This is a genomic window from Bacillus sp. 22-7 (assembly GCF_010628845.1).
Lineage (GTDB): Bacteria > Bacillota > Bacilli > Bacillales > Cytobacillaceae > Cytobacillus > Cytobacillus firmus_B.
The window spans coordinates 14,288-30,520 of the sequence record NZ_NJQY01000023.1 but is presented as its reverse complement, the minus strand read 5'-3'; the positions used below and the strand labels follow the sequence as shown (position 1 = coordinate 30,520).

The 16,233-nt window shown below is 44.0% G+C and carries 17 protein-coding genes; 16 read left to right on the top strand and 1 reads right to left on the bottom strand.

Annotated elements, in window-relative coordinates:
* Window positions 1-129 precede the first annotated feature (129 nt).
* From prfA to CE058_RS17030, 6 genes are all read left to right on the top strand, one after another.
* Window positions 130-1,203, top strand: a complete 1,074-nt coding sequence (gene prfA / locus CE058_RS17055) for a peptide chain release factor 1 (protein ID WP_035327978.1) — start codon at window positions 130-132, stop codon at window positions 1,201-1,203.
* Window positions 1,196-2,065, top strand: a complete 870-nt coding sequence (prmC, locus tag CE058_RS17050) for a peptide chain release factor N(5)-glutamine methyltransferase (RefSeq protein WP_286168045.1) — start codon at window positions 1,196-1,198, stop codon at window positions 2,063-2,065. The genes prfA and prmC overlap by 8 nt, the downstream gene beginning before the upstream one ends.
* A gap of 116 nt (window positions 2,066-2,181) precedes the next feature.
* Window positions 2,182-2,856: a stage II sporulation protein R gene (spoIIR, locus tag CE058_RS17045; RefSeq protein ID WP_286168053.1), complete on the top strand. Its 675-nt coding sequence runs from the start codon at window positions 2,182-2,184 to the stop codon at window positions 2,854-2,856.
* Window positions 2,857-3,428: 572 nt separating this feature from the next.
* Entirely contained in the window at window positions 3,429-3,809 is a 381-nt protein-coding gene (locus CE058_RS17040; protein ID WP_048010934.1) for a KGG domain-containing protein, read from the top strand.
* Window positions 3,810-3,992: 183 nt separating this feature from the next.
* Window positions 3,993-4,439, top strand: a complete 447-nt coding sequence (locus CE058_RS17035; protein ID WP_163144290.1) for a GNAT family N-acetyltransferase — start codon at window positions 3,993-3,995, stop codon at window positions 4,437-4,439.
* 177 nt (window positions 4,440-4,616) lie between these two features.
* On the top strand, window positions 4,617-5,660 hold the full coding sequence (locus CE058_RS17030; protein WP_163144288.1) for an L-threonylcarbamoyladenylate synthase: 1,044 nt from the start codon (window positions 4,617-4,619) through the stop codon (window positions 5,658-5,660).
* Window positions 5,661-5,987: 327 nt separating this feature from the next.
* Here CE058_RS17030 and CE058_RS17025 read toward each other — a convergent pair whose 3' ends face one another.
* Window positions 5,988-6,398, bottom strand: coding sequence for a hypothetical protein (locus CE058_RS17025; RefSeq protein WP_048010931.1), 411 nt, complete (start codon window positions 6,396-6,398; stop codon window positions 5,988-5,990).
* A 339-nt stretch (window positions 6,399-6,737) separates the two neighbouring features.
* Here CE058_RS17025 and CE058_RS17020 point away from each other — a divergent pair, with 339 nt between their 5' ends.
* The 10 genes from CE058_RS17020 to wecB all read left to right on the top strand — a co-directional run bounded on the left by CE058_RS17020 (window position 6,738) and on the right by wecB (window position 15,921).
* Window positions 6,738-7,289: a manganese efflux pump MntP gene (locus CE058_RS17020; protein WP_048010930.1), complete on the top strand. Its 552-nt coding sequence runs from the start codon at window positions 6,738-6,740 to the stop codon at window positions 7,287-7,289.
* A gap of 167 nt (window positions 7,290-7,456) precedes the next feature.
* The gene (locus CE058_RS17015; protein WP_163144286.1) at window positions 7,457-7,897 is read left to right on the top strand and encodes a low molecular weight protein arginine phosphatase; all 441 of its coding nucleotides are present in this window, start codon (window positions 7,457-7,459) and stop codon (window positions 7,895-7,897) included.
* A 16-nt stretch (window positions 7,898-7,913) separates the two neighbouring features.
* Entirely contained in the window at window positions 7,914-9,209 is a 1,296-nt protein-coding gene (locus CE058_RS17010; RefSeq protein WP_163144284.1) for a methyl-accepting chemotaxis protein, read from the top strand.
* A 102-nt stretch (window positions 9,210-9,311) separates the two neighbouring features.
* Window positions 9,312-9,752 (top strand): ribose 5-phosphate isomerase B, encoded by a 441-nt coding sequence (gene rpiB / locus CE058_RS17005; RefSeq protein WP_048010927.1) that lies wholly within the window; start codon window positions 9,312-9,314, stop codon window positions 9,750-9,752.
* Between the two features lie 23 nt (window positions 9,753-9,775).
* Window positions 9,776-10,342 carry a TIGR01440 family protein gene (locus CE058_RS17000; RefSeq protein ID WP_163144282.1) on the top strand — a complete coding sequence of 189 codons (567 nt, stop codon included), beginning with the start codon at window positions 9,776-9,778 and terminating at the stop codon, window positions 10,340-10,342.
* A 331-nt stretch (window positions 10,343-10,673) separates the two neighbouring features.
* Entirely contained in the window at window positions 10,674-11,207 is a 534-nt protein-coding gene (locus CE058_RS16995) for a sigma-70 family RNA polymerase sigma factor (protein WP_048012028.1), read from the top strand.
* On the top strand, window positions 11,200-12,195 hold the full coding sequence (locus tag CE058_RS16990; protein ID WP_163144280.1) for an anti-sigma factor: 996 nt from the start codon (window positions 11,200-11,202) through the stop codon (window positions 12,193-12,195). The genes CE058_RS16995 and CE058_RS16990 overlap by 8 nt, the downstream gene beginning before the upstream one ends.
* 176 nt (window positions 12,196-12,371) lie before the next feature.
* Window positions 12,372-13,613 (top strand): serine hydroxymethyltransferase, encoded by a 1,242-nt coding sequence (locus CE058_RS16985; protein ID WP_163144278.1) that lies wholly within the window; start codon window positions 12,372-12,374, stop codon window positions 13,611-13,613.
* Between the two features lie 463 nt (window positions 13,614-14,076).
* Window positions 14,077-14,706, top strand: a complete 630-nt coding sequence (upp, locus tag CE058_RS16980; RefSeq protein WP_035327952.1) for a uracil phosphoribosyltransferase — start codon at window positions 14,077-14,079, stop codon at window positions 14,704-14,706.
* A 63-nt stretch (window positions 14,707-14,769) separates the two neighbouring features.
* On the top strand, window positions 14,770-15,921 hold the full coding sequence (gene wecB / locus CE058_RS16975; RefSeq protein WP_163144276.1) for a non-hydrolyzing UDP-N-acetylglucosamine 2-epimerase: 1,152 nt from the start codon (window positions 14,770-14,772) through the stop codon (window positions 15,919-15,921).
* The last annotated feature ends 312 nt before the right edge of the window (window positions 15,922-16,233 follow it).

Here is a 16,233-nt window from a genome sequence, read left to right as displayed (position 1 = left end):
CGTTTTGACTGTAACTATCAGCTATACTATAATTAGAATGTTAAGCTGTTACGGCTGTAAAATAAAATTAACTATACCCCGCCGGGAAATCCCCCGCGGTTATTGGATAAAAAATTGAGGTGAATGGCTGTGTTTGATCGTCTTCAATCTGTCGAGGACCGTTATGAAAGATTAAATGAGCTTTTGAGCGATCCGGAAATTGTCAATGATCCAAAAAAGCTTCGGGAATATTCAAAAGAACAGTCCGGTATTCAGGAAACTGTTGACACATACCGCGAATATAAAGAAGTGAAAGAGCAGTATCAGGATGCGCGTGCCATGCTTGAAGAGAAGCTGGATGCAGAAATGCGCGAAATGGTAAAAGAAGAGCTGGCTGAGCTTGAAGATAGAAAAGAGGACCTGGAAGCGCGTCTGAAAATCCTCCTCATTCCAAAAGACCCGAATGATGATAAAAACGTTATTATGGAAATCCGCGGTGCTGCGGGCGGTGATGAAGCTGCCTTGTTTGCAGGTGACCTATATCGCATGTACAGCCGCTTTGCTGAGACGCAGGGCTGGAAGATCGATGTTATTGAAGCCAGTTCTACGGGTGTAGGCGGCTATAAGGAAATCATCTTCATGATCAACGGAAATGGCGCATATTCCAAGCTTAAGTTTGAAAATGGCGCACACCGTGTTCAGCGTGTACCGGAAACTGAATCTGGCGGGCGCATCCACACTTCTACGGCAACGGTTGCGGTTCTTCCGGAAGCAGAAGAAGTGGAAATCGACATTCATGAGAAAGATATCCGTGTGGATACATTTGCTTCAAGCGGACCGGGCGGACAGAGTGTTAACACGACAATGTCGGCTGTTCGTTTGACTCACTTGCCGACAGGTACTGTTGTATCCTGCCAGGATGAAAAGTCACAGATCAAAAATAAAGAAAAAGCGATGAAGGTTCTTCGTGCCCGTGTTTATGATAAGTTCCAGCAGGAAGCACAGGCTGAATATGACCAGCAGCGTAAATCAGCAGTTGGTACCGGAGACCGCTCTGAGCGTATCCGTACGTACAACTTCCCGCAAAACCGTGTAACCGATCACCGCATTGGATTAACGATCCAAAAGCTTGATCAGATCCTTCAAGGCAAGCTTGATGAGGTTATTGATGCGCTGATCGTGGAAGAGCAATCTGCCAAGCTGGACAGTGCATCCAATGAGTAATTCAGCGATTAAAGTATATGAAGCCCTCAATTGGGCTTCTTCTTTTTTAAGGAAGTCAAATCGTGATGAAAATGCCGGTGAGCTGCTATTGCAGCATTTTATGAAGATGAGCAGGGCAAGCTTTCTGGCTAATCTGCGCGAAGAATTGCACCCGGAGGTCCTCGCTGAATTCCAGAGAGCTGTGCAGGCACATGCAGAGGGCAAGCCTGTGCAGTATATCATCGGCTCTGAGGAATTCTACGGGCGCACCTTCCAGGTGAATGAAGATGTGCTTATCCCAAGGCCGGAAACAGAAGAACTGGTTTATAACGCTCTGCAGAAGATAAACAAGCTGTTTGGCACCGCAACTGGGCTTGAGATGGCGGACATTGGCACCGGAAGCGGAGCGATTGCTGTTACGATGAAGCTCGAGAAACCGGAATTAACTGTCACGGCCACAGATATCTATGGACCGACCCTTGAGCTTGCTCAAAAAAATGCAGAACAGAATGGAGCAGAAATCGAATTTTTCCAGGGAGACCTTCTCCGGCCCCTCATCTCAAAAGGAAAGAAATTTGATATCATTCTATCAAATCCTCCGTATATACCGGAAAAGGATATCGAGTGGATGTCAGATATAGTCACCAAGCACGAGCCGCATCGTGCCCTTTTTGCAGGGGAAGAGGGACTGGACCTATACAAACGCTTTATGGCAGAGCTGCCAGCTGTCATCAAAGACCGTGCCCTCATCGGTTTCGAGGTAGGAGCCGGCCAAAGTGCAGCAGTCTCTGCACTCCTTCAAAAAGCCTTTCCACAGGCCAATATCGAAACCAGCTATGACATAAACGGCAAAGATCGGATGGTTTTTGCGGAGATCGGGTGACAGGCACCACCCGAATTTTGTCGAATAATAGAAACTAGAAAAATATTAATTTTAATAGTTTAAGAATTTGCCATCCTGTCCACACTGTGGATAGTGAAGGGATGGTGGCGGAAATGATGAACACAAAAACGATTGTGAAATTATATGTACTGATTTTATCCTTAGGAACTATATTAAGTTTATATATACCGCAAACAGAAGTGACAGCAGATGAACCAATGGTCATACCAAATGAGGCTATCAGGCTGCGCATTCTAGCCAATAGCGATAATGAAGAGGACCAGGCGGTTAAAAGAAAAGTAAGGGACGCAGTAAATGAAGAAATCACAGAGTGGGTGGCAGAGCTGACTTCTATCGAAGATGCCCGCGAACTGATCCAGTCCAGATTGCCTGAGATTCAGAAGATTGCCGAACAAGTAGTAGCTGAAGAAGGATCGAACCAAAGTGTAAATGCCGACTTTGGAAAAGTCAGTTTCCCGACGAAATTATACGGACAATTCTTATATCCTGCAGGCGAGTACGAAGCGATCCTTATCACTCTTGGTGAAGGAAAAGGCGCCAACTGGTGGTGCGTGCTATTCCCTCCTCTATGCTTCCTTGACTTCTCAAACGGTGTAGCGGTAAGCGAAGGATTTGAAGAAGGAGAAAAGAAGGGAGTAGTACAAGCAGAAGAAATCGCGGCTGACACAGACTCCGAAAAAGAAACCCCTCCTGTTTACACGGAGGAAGATGAAGAACCAGTAGAAGTAAAATTCTTTTTAGTAGAAATATGGGAAAAAATCTTTGGTTAAGCCCTGCTGCAGAGCAGGGTTTTTCTTTTTTGTGGTGGGTCCACAGTCAGCTTCGGACAGTGGGAGCGGAAAAAATGGATATAGAGTCCGAACCCGGCTCAACTTTAGATAGAGCAGGCGGGAAACCTGGAATTTGAGTCCGAACCTGGGTCAACTTCAGACACAAAAGGGGGAGAAAGCGCTCGTAGAGTCCGAACCTGGGTCAACTTCAGATCACAAAAGGGGGAGAAAGCGCTCGTAGAGTCCGAACCTGTGTCAACTTCAGACACAGAAGGGGGAAAAAGCAACCGTAGAGTCTGAACCAGGTCTAACTTCAGACAGAAGGAGCAGGAAAAGTGACTCCAGAGTCTGAACCCGAGCCAACTTTACACACATAAGCGAGAAAAAGCACCCGAAGAGTCCGAACCCCGACCCCAAACCCATCTCTTTTTAGAATCATTTTAAAAATTGGAAATCAAATTACAATTAAGACAAGCATATAACATCTTCCTTTCAGGCGTTTGATTCTCCCAAAAACGGATATTTAAAGGAGTGTAACAACAAAACCCAAACAAAAAAGGAGATGAAAGATTATGGCTAAAAACAACAATAATAACAACGATAAAATGTCTCGTGAGGAACGGGGACGCATGGGCGGAGAAGCAACAAGCCGCAACCATGATAAGGAATTCTATCAGGAAATCGGCTCCAAAGGCGGAGAAGCAACAGCTGAAAACCATGACAAGGACTTCTACCAGGAAATAGGCAAAAAAGGCGGAGAAGCGACAGCGGAAAATCATGATAGTGATTTCTATCAGGAGATTGGCCAAAAAGGCGGAGAAGCAACAGCCGAAAATCATGACAAGGAATTCTACCAGGAAATTGGACGTAAAGGCGGAGAAGCAACTAGTGAAAATCATGACCGCGATTTCTATGAAGAAATCGGCCGAAAAGGCGGCAACTCGAACGACTAAACCTGCCGCAGAAAAAAAGCATATGATAGTAATATAAACACGGCAGCCGCATCAGACAGCTGCCGTGTTTTATGTTTAAATCATAGTGTTTCGTCAAGGTGCTTCTGCTTTTCCGAAAATCTAGTTCTACTTTTTCTATTTTTTCATATTCATAGAGTGACAATAAAAAAATGGGGTGAAGAAATGGAAACAGGTGTAGTGAGATGTGCTCATGCTTCAGATGTGGAGAATCTGGCATCATTTCTGGAATCGGCAAACTTAAGTGTGGACGGGATAAAGGAAGCAATTGAATATTTTTTAATTATGGAGAATGATTCCGGGGATATTAAGGCTACCCTGGGAATTGAACCCCATGGAAAGGTCGGTCTTTTGAGATCGCTTGTAATGACATCCACAGCAACTGAAAAAGATTTATTTATTTTGTTTGAGCAAATATTAATGCTGGCCAGGGATCGGGGCATGGAGGCATTGTATCTCGCATCGAATAAACGAAATTCGCTGGCCTTTTTCAGCCTGCTTGGTTTTAAAGAGGAAGAAACAGCACACTTGCCGGAAGTATTATTCAAGTCAGAGCATGTTAAACACATCCTGACTGTGGATAACTCTTTCTTTTTGAAATTATCCATGTGAATTGTGGGTATCTTGCCAAAGTTATACACAAATCCGTCTTATTTATACACAATTTGTGGATAAGACTTGAGTTATCCAGCTTCTTCTACTATACTTTCCAAAGGAATGTTCAAAAAAAATGTCGAAAACATAGGAATTTTGACAGTAAAAAAACATTTTTTATGAAGGTGGATAACAATGATTACAAAAAGATGGCCGGTGGATAACAGTGTGGATAAAGAAGATAGTTATTCACAGTGTTCACAGGCTGCCGATCTGCTGAAAAATAATGAAGTGGTCGCTTTTCCAACAGAAACCGTATATGGATTAGGCGGGAATGCGAAAAGTGATGAAGCGGTCAGTAAAATATTCGAGGCAAAAGGACGTCCGAGTGATAATCCACTGATTATCCACATTGCTAATAAAGCTCAGCTGAACGCTTTTATAACGGAAATTCCGCAAAAGGCGCAGACGCTGATGGAACAATTTTGGCCGGGACCGCTTACGCTCATTTTTACTCATAAGGAGGGCGTTCTTTCCCAGTATGCAACAGCGGGTTTATCCACAGTGGCTGTAAGAATGCCGGATCATCCGGTGGCCCTGGCGCTGCTGAAGAAAACAGGACTTCCCATTGCGGCACCAAGTGCGAACCGGTCCGGAAGGCCAAGTCCGACAACGGCTGACCATGTCTGGGAAGACCTGAATGGAAGAATTGCCGGATTAGTGGATGGAGGTCCGACTGGTGTTGGTGTGGAATCAACCGTTGTGGATTGTACGGGAGAAGTGCCGGTTATCCTAAGGCCGGGCGGCATTACAAGAGAACAGCTGGAAGAGGTTGTAGGAGAGGTCAGTGTTGACCCTGCATTAACGGATGAAAGCCAGGCACCGAAATCTCCGGGCATGAAGTACCGTCACTATGCGCCGGATGCACCTCTCTATTTAGTAGAAGGAACAAGAGAAGATATCCAGCAATTTGTTGAGGATAAGAAGCAGGAAGGTCTTTCAGTAGGCGTTCTGACGACAGAGGAAAACCGGGAATTCTATCATGCTGACTATGTGTATGCCTGCGGGCAGCGGGAAAAGCTTGAAACCGTGGCAAGCTCTCTCTATGAAGCGTTAAGATATTTCAATACAACTGATGCTGATATTATTTTCTGTGAGATGTTTCCGGGTGAAGGCGTAGGGCATGCCATCATGAACCGCCTGATGAAGGCAGCTGGACACAGGATCATTAGCAGATAAATAAAGAAACCGTTTCGTCATGAAGCGGTTTCAGTTACCTGTCATAAAATTTAATTATGTAAGCAAATAGACCATCAAATTGTAATTGAAATTGATGGTCTATTTTTATTGATATACAGGCATTTATACTAATAGATTTTATTTTTTGTTATAGAATTTGTATATCAATTTGCAGACTAACAGACATTTCTGTAAGGGTGCACATTTTAACCAGCAATTTTGCTTACACAAATAATTGGGGGAATGAAAAAAACTGCTTAACAGTAGCGTTAAGCGATTTTAATTTATAATCTAGTCCATTTTTAACTAAAACTCCTGAAAAAGCCATTATTTTTCGAATCTCACTAACGTTTTTTCTGGTATTTCAATCTGGTCAATATCAAAATTATTGATTTGAAGAGTTATCTCACCTTCTCGCTTATCCGTTTCTTCTCCAATCCAACAACTAAACAGTTCAAAATAATCCCCTTTTTCAAGATAGTTGTCCATTCTTTTACAAAGTTCTAATAGCTTTACTTTTGATTCAGCACACGTTTCTTGATCCATATATTCCGAAATCTCAATTCCCCAGTGGCTTGATACCTCGTAAACATAAGGGGTAGTCAACTGATATTTCTTTGCATTTTGGAGTTCTCTTTCTCCAGCAAAACAACTTCCAATGTAAAAAAAATCACCTGAATATTCATCATCGTTAATTGATAATTCTATATTGCAGCCAATGTAGGAAGCTAAACTCATTCTCTCTCAATCCTTTAGTAATCATATTTAAACTATTCTGCCCCGATAGTTTAATAAGCAATTCACCAAAAATGGGCATAAATCCTTCTCTGCAATAATGGTTTATAAATGCCATACAAACAAAAAGACCAAACGCCGGTATAGCAATTTGGTCCACAACACCAATAACATTTTTATATACAACAAACATTCCTTTTTACAATCCAAATTAACGGTTTGTGATAGGTATCCGAAACCGTTTCGTCATGAAGCGGTTTTTTGTTTTGTAAAAAGGCAATAGCATTCTAAATCCGCCTGGACGTGCATATGCTGAATTAGCAAGTCCAAGGGGGCGGAAAAATGTCTGCAATGATTGGCGAAATTTTAACACTGGCTTTAATGGCATTCGCATTGGGAATGGATGCCTTTTCAGTAGGTCTTGGCATGGGGATGTACAAACTCCGCCTCAGACAAATAGCTAAAATCGGCATCACCATTGGACTTTTCCATGTCTGGATGCCTTTATTGGGAATGATAGCAGGCAGATTCCTTTCAAATACATTTGGAGCCATTGCCGGATATGTTGGCGGGGGGCTGCTCCTTTTATTAGGCGTGCAGATGATTTGGTCAAGCTTCAGGGATGAAGAAGACAGCTTAATTACGCCAGTGGGCATAGGGCTGCTGATTTTTGCACTGAGCGTCAGCCTTGATAGTTTTTCAGTCGGCCTAAGCCTTGGAATCTACGGAGCTAAAACATTCCTGGTACTCGTCTTTTTTGGAGCCGGTGCCACTATCCTAACATGGGCAGGCCTCCTCACCGGCAGAAAAGTCCAAAGCTGGATCGGCTCCTACAGCGAAGCTCTCGGTGGTGCCATCCTCCTCGCTTTTGGGGTAAAGCTCTTATTTTTATAAATTGTTTAAATGTTAATATTTTGTGAAAAATGAAAAGGGTGCCGGCTGCCCTTTTTCTTTTTTTGTATGGGGGCTATAGGTGTTATAGGAAAATTGTCTTATAATGTAAGAAAAGTTTGGATAAAGTTTATTGAGTTTAAACCGATATAAAGGGAGGGAGAGTTTCTATGGCAAATGTATTATTTGTTTGTACGGGAAATACGTGCAGAAGCCCAATGGCAGAAGCCATTTTAAAAAGCAGATTGATTTCCGGTGTGGAAGTGAAGTCGGCTGGCGTATTTGCGGCAGATGGCAGTGAGGCGTCCGCGAATACGAAAAGTGTGCTGGAGGAGAACGGAATTTCGCTTCAGCATCAATCATCCAGTATGAGTGAAGATTTAATAGACTGGGCGACCTATATTTTAACGATGACTGCCGGCCACAAAAATACGATTCTGTCCATGTTTCCTGGTGCCGAGGGCAAAACCTTCACATTAAAAGAGTTTGCCGGAGCTGCGGGAGATATTATTGATCCATATGGGGGGCCGGTTGAGATATATAGAAGTACATTTAAAGATCTGAATGAAGCGATTGAACAAATTTTGGATCGCGTCAAGAGAGAAGATTAATCAGGGGGACAACATAATGGGGGAGAAAAAGGACTATAAATTCGGCCTTAGGAAAAAGCTCGTATTATTCATCACATCGCTGGCCATCATTACATACACAACAAGTGCTGTATTTCTTTACTTTTTATTTCCAAGCATTGAAGAGATGCTTCCATTCGGAGAGGCTGTTTTTACTTTTTTAACCTTAGCAATGGGGATTTTCTGGTCAGGTGTTCTAGCCTTTTTTGCTGCAGGCTTTATTATCAAACCATTGCAGAAGCTTGAAAAAACGGCCCTCATGGCCGCCAATGGCGATATAGGCCAGGATGCAGAGCTTTCCAAGTCAGATGATGAGATCCGTTCATTAGGCATTGCATTCAATCATATGCTTTTCAATTTAAGGGATATGGTTCAAAAAATTGACGAGAACTTCAAAGAAACGAATGAAAAAGTCATCGCGATGTCTTCCGAGTCCTCAGCAGCTGCAGAGCAGGCAGACTCGATTGCCAGAACCATCAGCGAGATTTCCCAGGGAGCAGATAGTTCTGCCGTGTCCATTCAGTCAACAGCTGAATCCATGGAAGATGTCCTGCGCATTGCCCAGGAAGTCCAAGATACAGCAAAAGCATCACAAAATGTTTCCGGTGAAATGGTTCAGGACCTGATGGAATCAAAGAAGGTGATCCATTCACTTATTTCCGGCATAGAAAAACTGGCCCAGGATAATGAGGAATCACTTCAGACAGTAAAGCGTCTTGAGCAAAATGCCGTAAAGGTAGAGCAGATTATACAGCTGGTCGGTGACATTGCAGCCCAGACGAATCTTCTTGCTTTAAATGCTTCCATTGAAGCAGCCCGAGCGGGTGACCATGGCAAAGGATTTGCCGTAGTCGCTGAAGAAGTGCGGAAGCTTGCAGATGAGAGTGCTAAAGCGGTCCAGGGCATCTCGGAGCTGATACAGAACATACAGGAAGAGGTCCGCAATGTTGTCACGCAAATCTCTTATCAGGTGGAGACTGCTAATAATGAAGTGAAAAAAGGCACGAAAACAAATGAAGTGATTGAGGAAATGGCGAAAGTGGTCAATGAAATGGCTGCTTCAGTGTCTGCCATTTCAGGACTGGTGGATTCCCAGATGGAAGGCATCCAGCATACATCCACCCAATCTCAGGAAGTAGCAGCCATTGCGGAAGAAACATCAGCAGGCGCACAGGAGGTTTCAGCTGCCACTCAACACCAGACTGCTGTCATCGGCAATGTGGAAAAGCTCGCCATCGAGCTAAAAGAACAGGCAGAAAAATTAAATAGCACCATAACGAAATTTAAATTATAAGGGAGCCCAAAATGCGGCTCCCTTTCTTTATATTTTCAAGGTTTTGTGTCAAAATAAGAGCATAATGTCAAAATAAAGCGGCTTCAAACTGGAGGGTTTTTTATGAAAATTGCAATCGCATCAGATCATGGCGGACTTAATCTCCGCGAAGAAATAAAAAGCTTAATGGATGAAATGGGCATTGAATATGAAGATTTCGGCTGTGAGTGCGAAACTTCAGTAGATTATCCGGATTATGCATTGCCAGTTGCCGAAAAGGTTGCAGGCGGCGAATTCGATAAGGGCATTCTGATCTGTGGAACCGGAATCGGAATGAGCATCTCTGCCAACAAAGTAAAGGGAATCCGCTGTGCGCTGGTGCATGATGTATTCAGTGCAAAAGCAACCCGTGAACATAATGACAGCAATATCCTTGCGATGGGTGAACGAGTAATTGGCCCCGGCCTGGCCCGTGAAATTGCAAAAGTATGGCTTTCAACAGATTTTGAAGGCGGCCGCCATGAAAACCGTGTTGGAAAGATTACTGCTTACGAAACGAAGTAAATCTTTCGAAGGGGGGAGCTTTTTTGATTGAACAATGGAAAACAGAAATTGATACAATCATACGTGAATTCAGCGAACAAGTTCCTTTAAGTGAGAAGCATCTTCTTGTAGTCGGCTGCAGCACGAGTGAAGTCGCCGGGAAACGAATAGGCACAGCCGGAACGGAACAAGTGGCTGAATTGATTTTTGAGCGTCTGGACAAGCTCCGCCAGGACACCGGGGCTGAACTGGCTTTTCAATGCTGCGAGCATTTGAACAGGGCATTAGTCGTGGAGCGGGATGTAGCCGAGGCAAGAAATCTGGATGAAGTGGCCGTCATCCCTCACCGTGCGGCCGGCGGCGCGATGGCGACTTACGCCTATGAACACTTCAAAGATCCCGTCATGGTTGAGTTTATCAAAGCTGATGCCGGTATCGATATCGGCGACACACTGATCGGAATGCACCTGAAGCATGTCGCTGTTCCAATCAGAACCTCCCAAAAATCAGTCGGCGAGGCCCACGTCACCCTGGCTAAAACCAGGCCGAAACTCATTGGTGGGGCCCGGGCGATTTATGAACGGAACTCTGATAACGAATCTTGCAGATGATTTAATAATATTTTGCTGCCCCAATCACCTGGTGATTGGGGCTTTATTCTCCCGATTGGATCCTTGATTAGTTTCCGCCACTGGACGCCTGTTCGGACTGAAAAACCATAAATCATGGATTCAGAGTCCGAAGTCAGGTCAACTTCGGACAGAGAAAGCAGAAATCGCTGATCCTGAGTCCGAATCCATCATGCCATTTGGGTGACAGGCACCTATACCACTTAAGCAAACTGGTATAGGTGCCTGTCACTTTTTTTATATAACGTGTAACATTCAAGAAGGAAGAACGTGTATATAGTGCAGCTTTTAGTGAGAAAGGGGGGAGAAGCCGTTGAAGGAGAGCAGGCGGGATCGGCTGGATGATTTATATCGTCATTATGCCAGACCGCTGTATTACTATTTATATAAGATGTCAGGCTCTAAAGAAACAGCTGAAGATCTAACGCAGGAAACATTTATTAAGGCAACGGTTTCTCTCTCATTCTACAAACAGGAAGATGTAAGGGCATGGCTTTTTAAGGTAGCAAGGAATGCTTATTTGGATGAATGGCGGAAACGGCAAAGGAGAAATAAGATTCCTTTTGCCGGCTATTTATTTTCAAAGGGAGAAATGACCAGCCCTTACGGAATGCCTGAGGATTCAGCACTAAAGAAAGAATCGAATGAAAAAGTCGCAGACCTAATGAGCTGTCTGCCGGAACAATATCGTTCTATTTTATATTTAAGAGAATTTGAGTCTTTTAGCTATAGTGAGATCCGGGAAACATTGGATCTATCAGAAAATCAAGTAAAGGTGACACTGCATCGGGCCCGGAAAAAGCTTGCTCAGCTTGCCGATGAACAATGGAGGGAAGAACATGACTGACTGGAACAAAGACCGCGAAAAGAAAATCATGGCTAAATACCGGTTTACCTTAACATTCAGAGTAGTTAAAGTGCTCTCTGCCTGCTTGTTTCTCTTCTGGGCATATATGATGGCCGTAAATATACTGTCAGACGCTGCCAATAGTGAAAGAAAGCATGCTTTTTACAGTAAGGTGGCACTGGATTGGAAGTACCCAAACATGCATGAGGATTTCGGAGGCATGATGAATAAAGAAGTAACGCCATTTCTGACACAGAAAATATCCTATCCGATCGCACGGAAAATTGGCCGGGAGTATCAGACAATTGGAGAGGTGAAGGTTGAGAAAAGGCTATTAAATTCATATTCCACCTTGAGTATTCAGGAATTTCAGCCGCAAAATGAAAGCATTTACCGTTTTTCCCTGCCTGAAAATCCGAATAGCGGAAAAAGGCTGGCAGCTGAAGGGGAACCTGCGGTCTGGACTTCTCTTGAGAAAATACACGAGGGGACAGTGGCTGAACTGGCATTTTCCACCCAGTCATTCATGAAGCCGGAAGAACTGATGGAGCTTTTAAAGCCATATGACCTGGAAGTCCTTTGGATGTCGCTCTATACAGGAGAACTGAAAGAATTTAAGACGGGTTACGGAAGCGGAGGGAACTCAATCGAATTAACTTCCATTTATGGTTTGGCCGGAGGAAGGAAAGCAGGCGAAGATTATATGTCTGAATCGAAATTAGCCCTTAATGAGGAATTTATGGATGAAAATAAAAAGATGATGCTGAAACAGATGGAGGGTCTCTTAAAAAATGAATCTCAAAGCTATTATGAGAACTTCCTCGGTCTTGACCATCTGAAAGAACGTCATCAATACCTGAAGAAAAATGGATTCATTGTCTATGGAGCAGTGGTTACCGGCCCGGTAAAAGAACTATTAAAGCTTAAAAAAGAAAAACAAATCCGTGCTCCATACCTTGGGGAGAAGGAGTATTGGAACTGGGATTAAAAGGATGGTGGCAGGCACCCATACCAATCTATTAAACTGGCTTAGGAGCCTGTCACTTTTTCGGAAAACATGCTAAAATGAAAAAGAATTTTCACAAAAAGATCGATACATAGAAATGGAAAGCCCATAGAGGCTTGCCATCATTAAAAGTGTGTTGGAGAAAAGGGAGGATTCTTATGAAGCATTTAGCACAGCAGGATGAGCAGATTTTCAAGTCGATTCAAGAAGAATTAGGACGTCAGAGAACAAAGATTGAATTAATCGCTTCTGAAAACTTTGTCAGTGAAGCGGTAATGGAAGCACAGGGTTCTGTTTTAACAAACAAGTATGCAGAAGGCTATCCAGGCCGCCGCTATTATGGCGGATGTGAGCATGTGGATGTAGTCGAAGATTTAGCCCGTGACCGTGCGAAAGAAATTTTCGGTGCAGAGCATGTGAATGTACAGCCGCATTCAGGTGCACAGGCAAACATGGCCGTATACTTCACTGTTCTAGAGCAGGGAGATACTGTTCTCGGTATGAATCTCTCACATGGCGGACATTTAACGCACGGCAGCCCTGTTAACTTCAGCGGCGTGCAGTACAATTTCGTCGAATATGGTGTGGATAAAGAAACACATCGCATCGATTATGAAGATGTTCTTGAAAAAGCCCGCACGTCTAAGCCGAAATTAATTGTAGCGGGCGCAAGTGCCTATCCGCGTGAAATTGACTTCAAGCGTTTCCGTGAAATTGCCGATGAAGTCGGTGCCATGCTGATGGTAGATATGGCTCACATTGCAGGCCTTGTAGCTGCTGGGCTTCATCAGAATCCGGTTCCGTTCGCAGACTTTGTTACAACTACTACTCATAAGACATTGCGCGGACCGCGCGGCGGCATGATTCTCTGCAAAGAAGAATATGCGAAGAAAATTGATAAATCCATTTTCCCTGGAATCCAGGGCGGTCCTTTAATGCACGTCATTGCGGCAAAAGCGGTTGCCTTCGGCGAAGCACTTCAGGATGATTTCAAAACCTATGCAGGCAATATCATTTCGAATGCCAAAAAGCTGGCTGAAGCATTGCAGGCTGAAGGAATTGATCTTGTATCACAGGGTACAGACAACCATTTGCTGCTGGTTGATCTCCGTTCCCTTGGCCTAACAGGGAAAGTAGCAGAGAAAGTCCTTGATGAGGTCGGCATTACAGTCAACAAAAACACGATTCCTTTCGATCCGGAAAGCCCATTTGTCACAAGCGGCATCCGTATCGGTACAGCGGCTGTTACGTCCCGCGGATTTGGCGAAAAAGAAATGCAGGAAATTGCATCCATCATTGCGTTCACACTTAAAAATCACGAAGATGAAGGGAAGCTTCAAGAAGCGGCTCAGCGCGTAGAAGCCCTAACAGGCAGCTTCACTTTATATCCAGAACATTAATCAATCAGCCGGTCTCAGCTTGAGGCCGGTTTTTATGTGGTAACATAAGAAAATTTTGGACTTTGTGAAACTGTCTGGCTCCCGGTTCTAATCAAATCCATCGATGTCGCCAATACACGTTGGCCTTCCGCTATTATTGTTTTCTGGGAAATTATAAAAATCGCGAAATGTTTATGACTTTGTGGTCTAGCTCCAGCGTTTAGGGGATGCATGACTTGTGCTTGAGGCCCGCAGGACAAGGGAAGGCTTCGTCAGCATAATCATCGCACGACCAAAAGCGGCAGCTTGGGAGGACGTGGCGTTTTTAGTCTGCATTCCTTCGTAAGCGGGGCGCTTCCGCTTTTGCTGTAATAATGACTTTTCTTTTACAAATACGAATCATAGTTGCCGATAGAATTGTTTTTCTGTAAAATTAGACGAAGTGTGGTTCGACTAATCTGCATAATGAAAAGGAGAGATACTCATGGCAAAGGTTTACGTTTTTGATCATCCATTAATTCAGCATAAGCTTACATACATTCGTGAAAAGAGTACGGGAACAAAGGAATTCCGCGAGCTTGTCGATGAAGTGGCAACACTGATGGCATTCGAGATTACCCGGGACATGCCTTTAGAAGAAATCACAATTGATACACCAGTCAGCACGATGAAGTCCAATGTACTTGCAGGTAAGAAGATAGGGATCATTCCAATTCTGCGCGCGGGAATTGGAATGGTTGACGGCATCCTGAAGCTGATTCCAGCTGCAAAAGTGGGCCATATCGGTTTGTACCGTGACCCGGAAACCCTGCAGCCGGTTGAATACTATGTGAAGCTTCCAAGTGATGTGGAAGAAAGAGATTTCATCGTAGTTGACCCTATGCTTGCAACGGGCGGCTCTGCGGTTGAAGCCATCCATTCTCTTAAAAAGCGCGGAGGCAAAAACATTAAATTCATGTGCCTTATTGCAGCTCCTGAAGGCGTAGAAGCTGTGAAGGAAGCTCACCCTGACGTTGACATCTACATTGCAGCATTAGACGAAAAATTGAACGAAAAAGGCTATATCGTCCCTGGTTTGGGCGATGCAGGCGACCGTTTATTCGGAACGAAATAATATCAGCAGCAGCGAACAGACAAAAAGATTGAAAATATCTTTTCATAAAGGAAGGTGCTCTGAATGAATCGTCCGATTAAAGTAATGACGATTTTCGGGACAAGGCCTGAAGCCATTAAAATGGCCCCTCTTGTTCTTGAACTTCAAAAACATCCTGGGCATTTTGAATCGATTGTGACCGTGACGGCACAGCATCGCGAAATGCTTGATCAGGTATTAACTATCTTTAAGGTTACACCCGATTATGACCTGAATATCATGAAAGACCGCCAGACACTGGTGGATGTGACTACACGCGGACTTGAGGGCCTTGATAAGATCATGAAGGAAGTAAAGCCGGATATCGTGCTTGTTCACGGTGATACCACTACAACGTTTATTGCTAGCCTTGCCGCTTTCTATAATCAGATTGTCGTCGGCCATGTGGAAGCGGGACTGCGCACATGGAATAAATACTCTCCATTCCCTGAGGAAATGAACCGCCAGCTAACAGGTGTCATGGCTGATCTGCACTTCTCGCCAACATCGAAGTCAGCGGAAAACCTCTTAAATGAGAATAAAAAGAACAACAGTATTTTTATCACTGGTAACACGGCAATCGATGCGCTTAAAACAACGGTTAAAGATACGTATCATCATGAAGTCCTTGAGAAAATCGGCGATGACCGCCTTGTGCTACTGACTGCACACCGCCGTGAAAATCTGGGTGAGCCGATGCGGAACATGTTCAAGGCTATTAAAAGGCTGGTGGAAGAACAGAAAGATATACAAGTCGTATATCCTGTTCATATGAACCCTGCTGTACGGGAGATCGCATCAGAAATCCTTGGCAGCAATAGCCGCATTCATCTGATTGAGCCGCTTGACGTTATTGATTTCCATAACTTTGCTTCAAGAGCTCATCTGATTCTGACCGATTCAGGCGGAGTTCAGGAAGAAGCACCATCACTTGGTGTGCCTGTCCTTGTTCTTCGTGATACAACGGAAAGGCCTGAAGGAATTGAAGCCGGTACCCTTAAGCTTGCCGGCATTGAGGAACAGCCAATTTACGAACTGGCAATGGAGCTTCTGACTGATGGGGCAGCTTATGAAAAAATGGCTAAAGCTGTAAACCCATATGGAGACGGAAATGCTTCCAGGAGAATTTGCGATGCTATCCGCTACCATTTTAAACAGACGAATGATCGGCCGGAAGAATATAAACCGCAAAACTAATAGAAATGCACCTCTCTTAAGTCGAGGTGCATTTTTCTGTTCTATTTTCAAAAAGGGGAGGGGAGAAGCGGGCCTCATTACCTGAAAAACAACATGGTTGATATGTTGGTGGTTGGATGGTTGAAATTGAACAGAGAAATCTATTTTATTTTTATGTTAAAAGTCTCTTTCCCCGTAAAGCTGGAAAAGTTATGATAGAGTATAGAAGAAACAGAAAACAGGTACGAACAGAAATAGTAAGCGGTTAACAGGTTGATGGTTGGATGGTTGTTTCCAAAATGTTGATATATCCACGTTTCCAAAGAGTTCAGA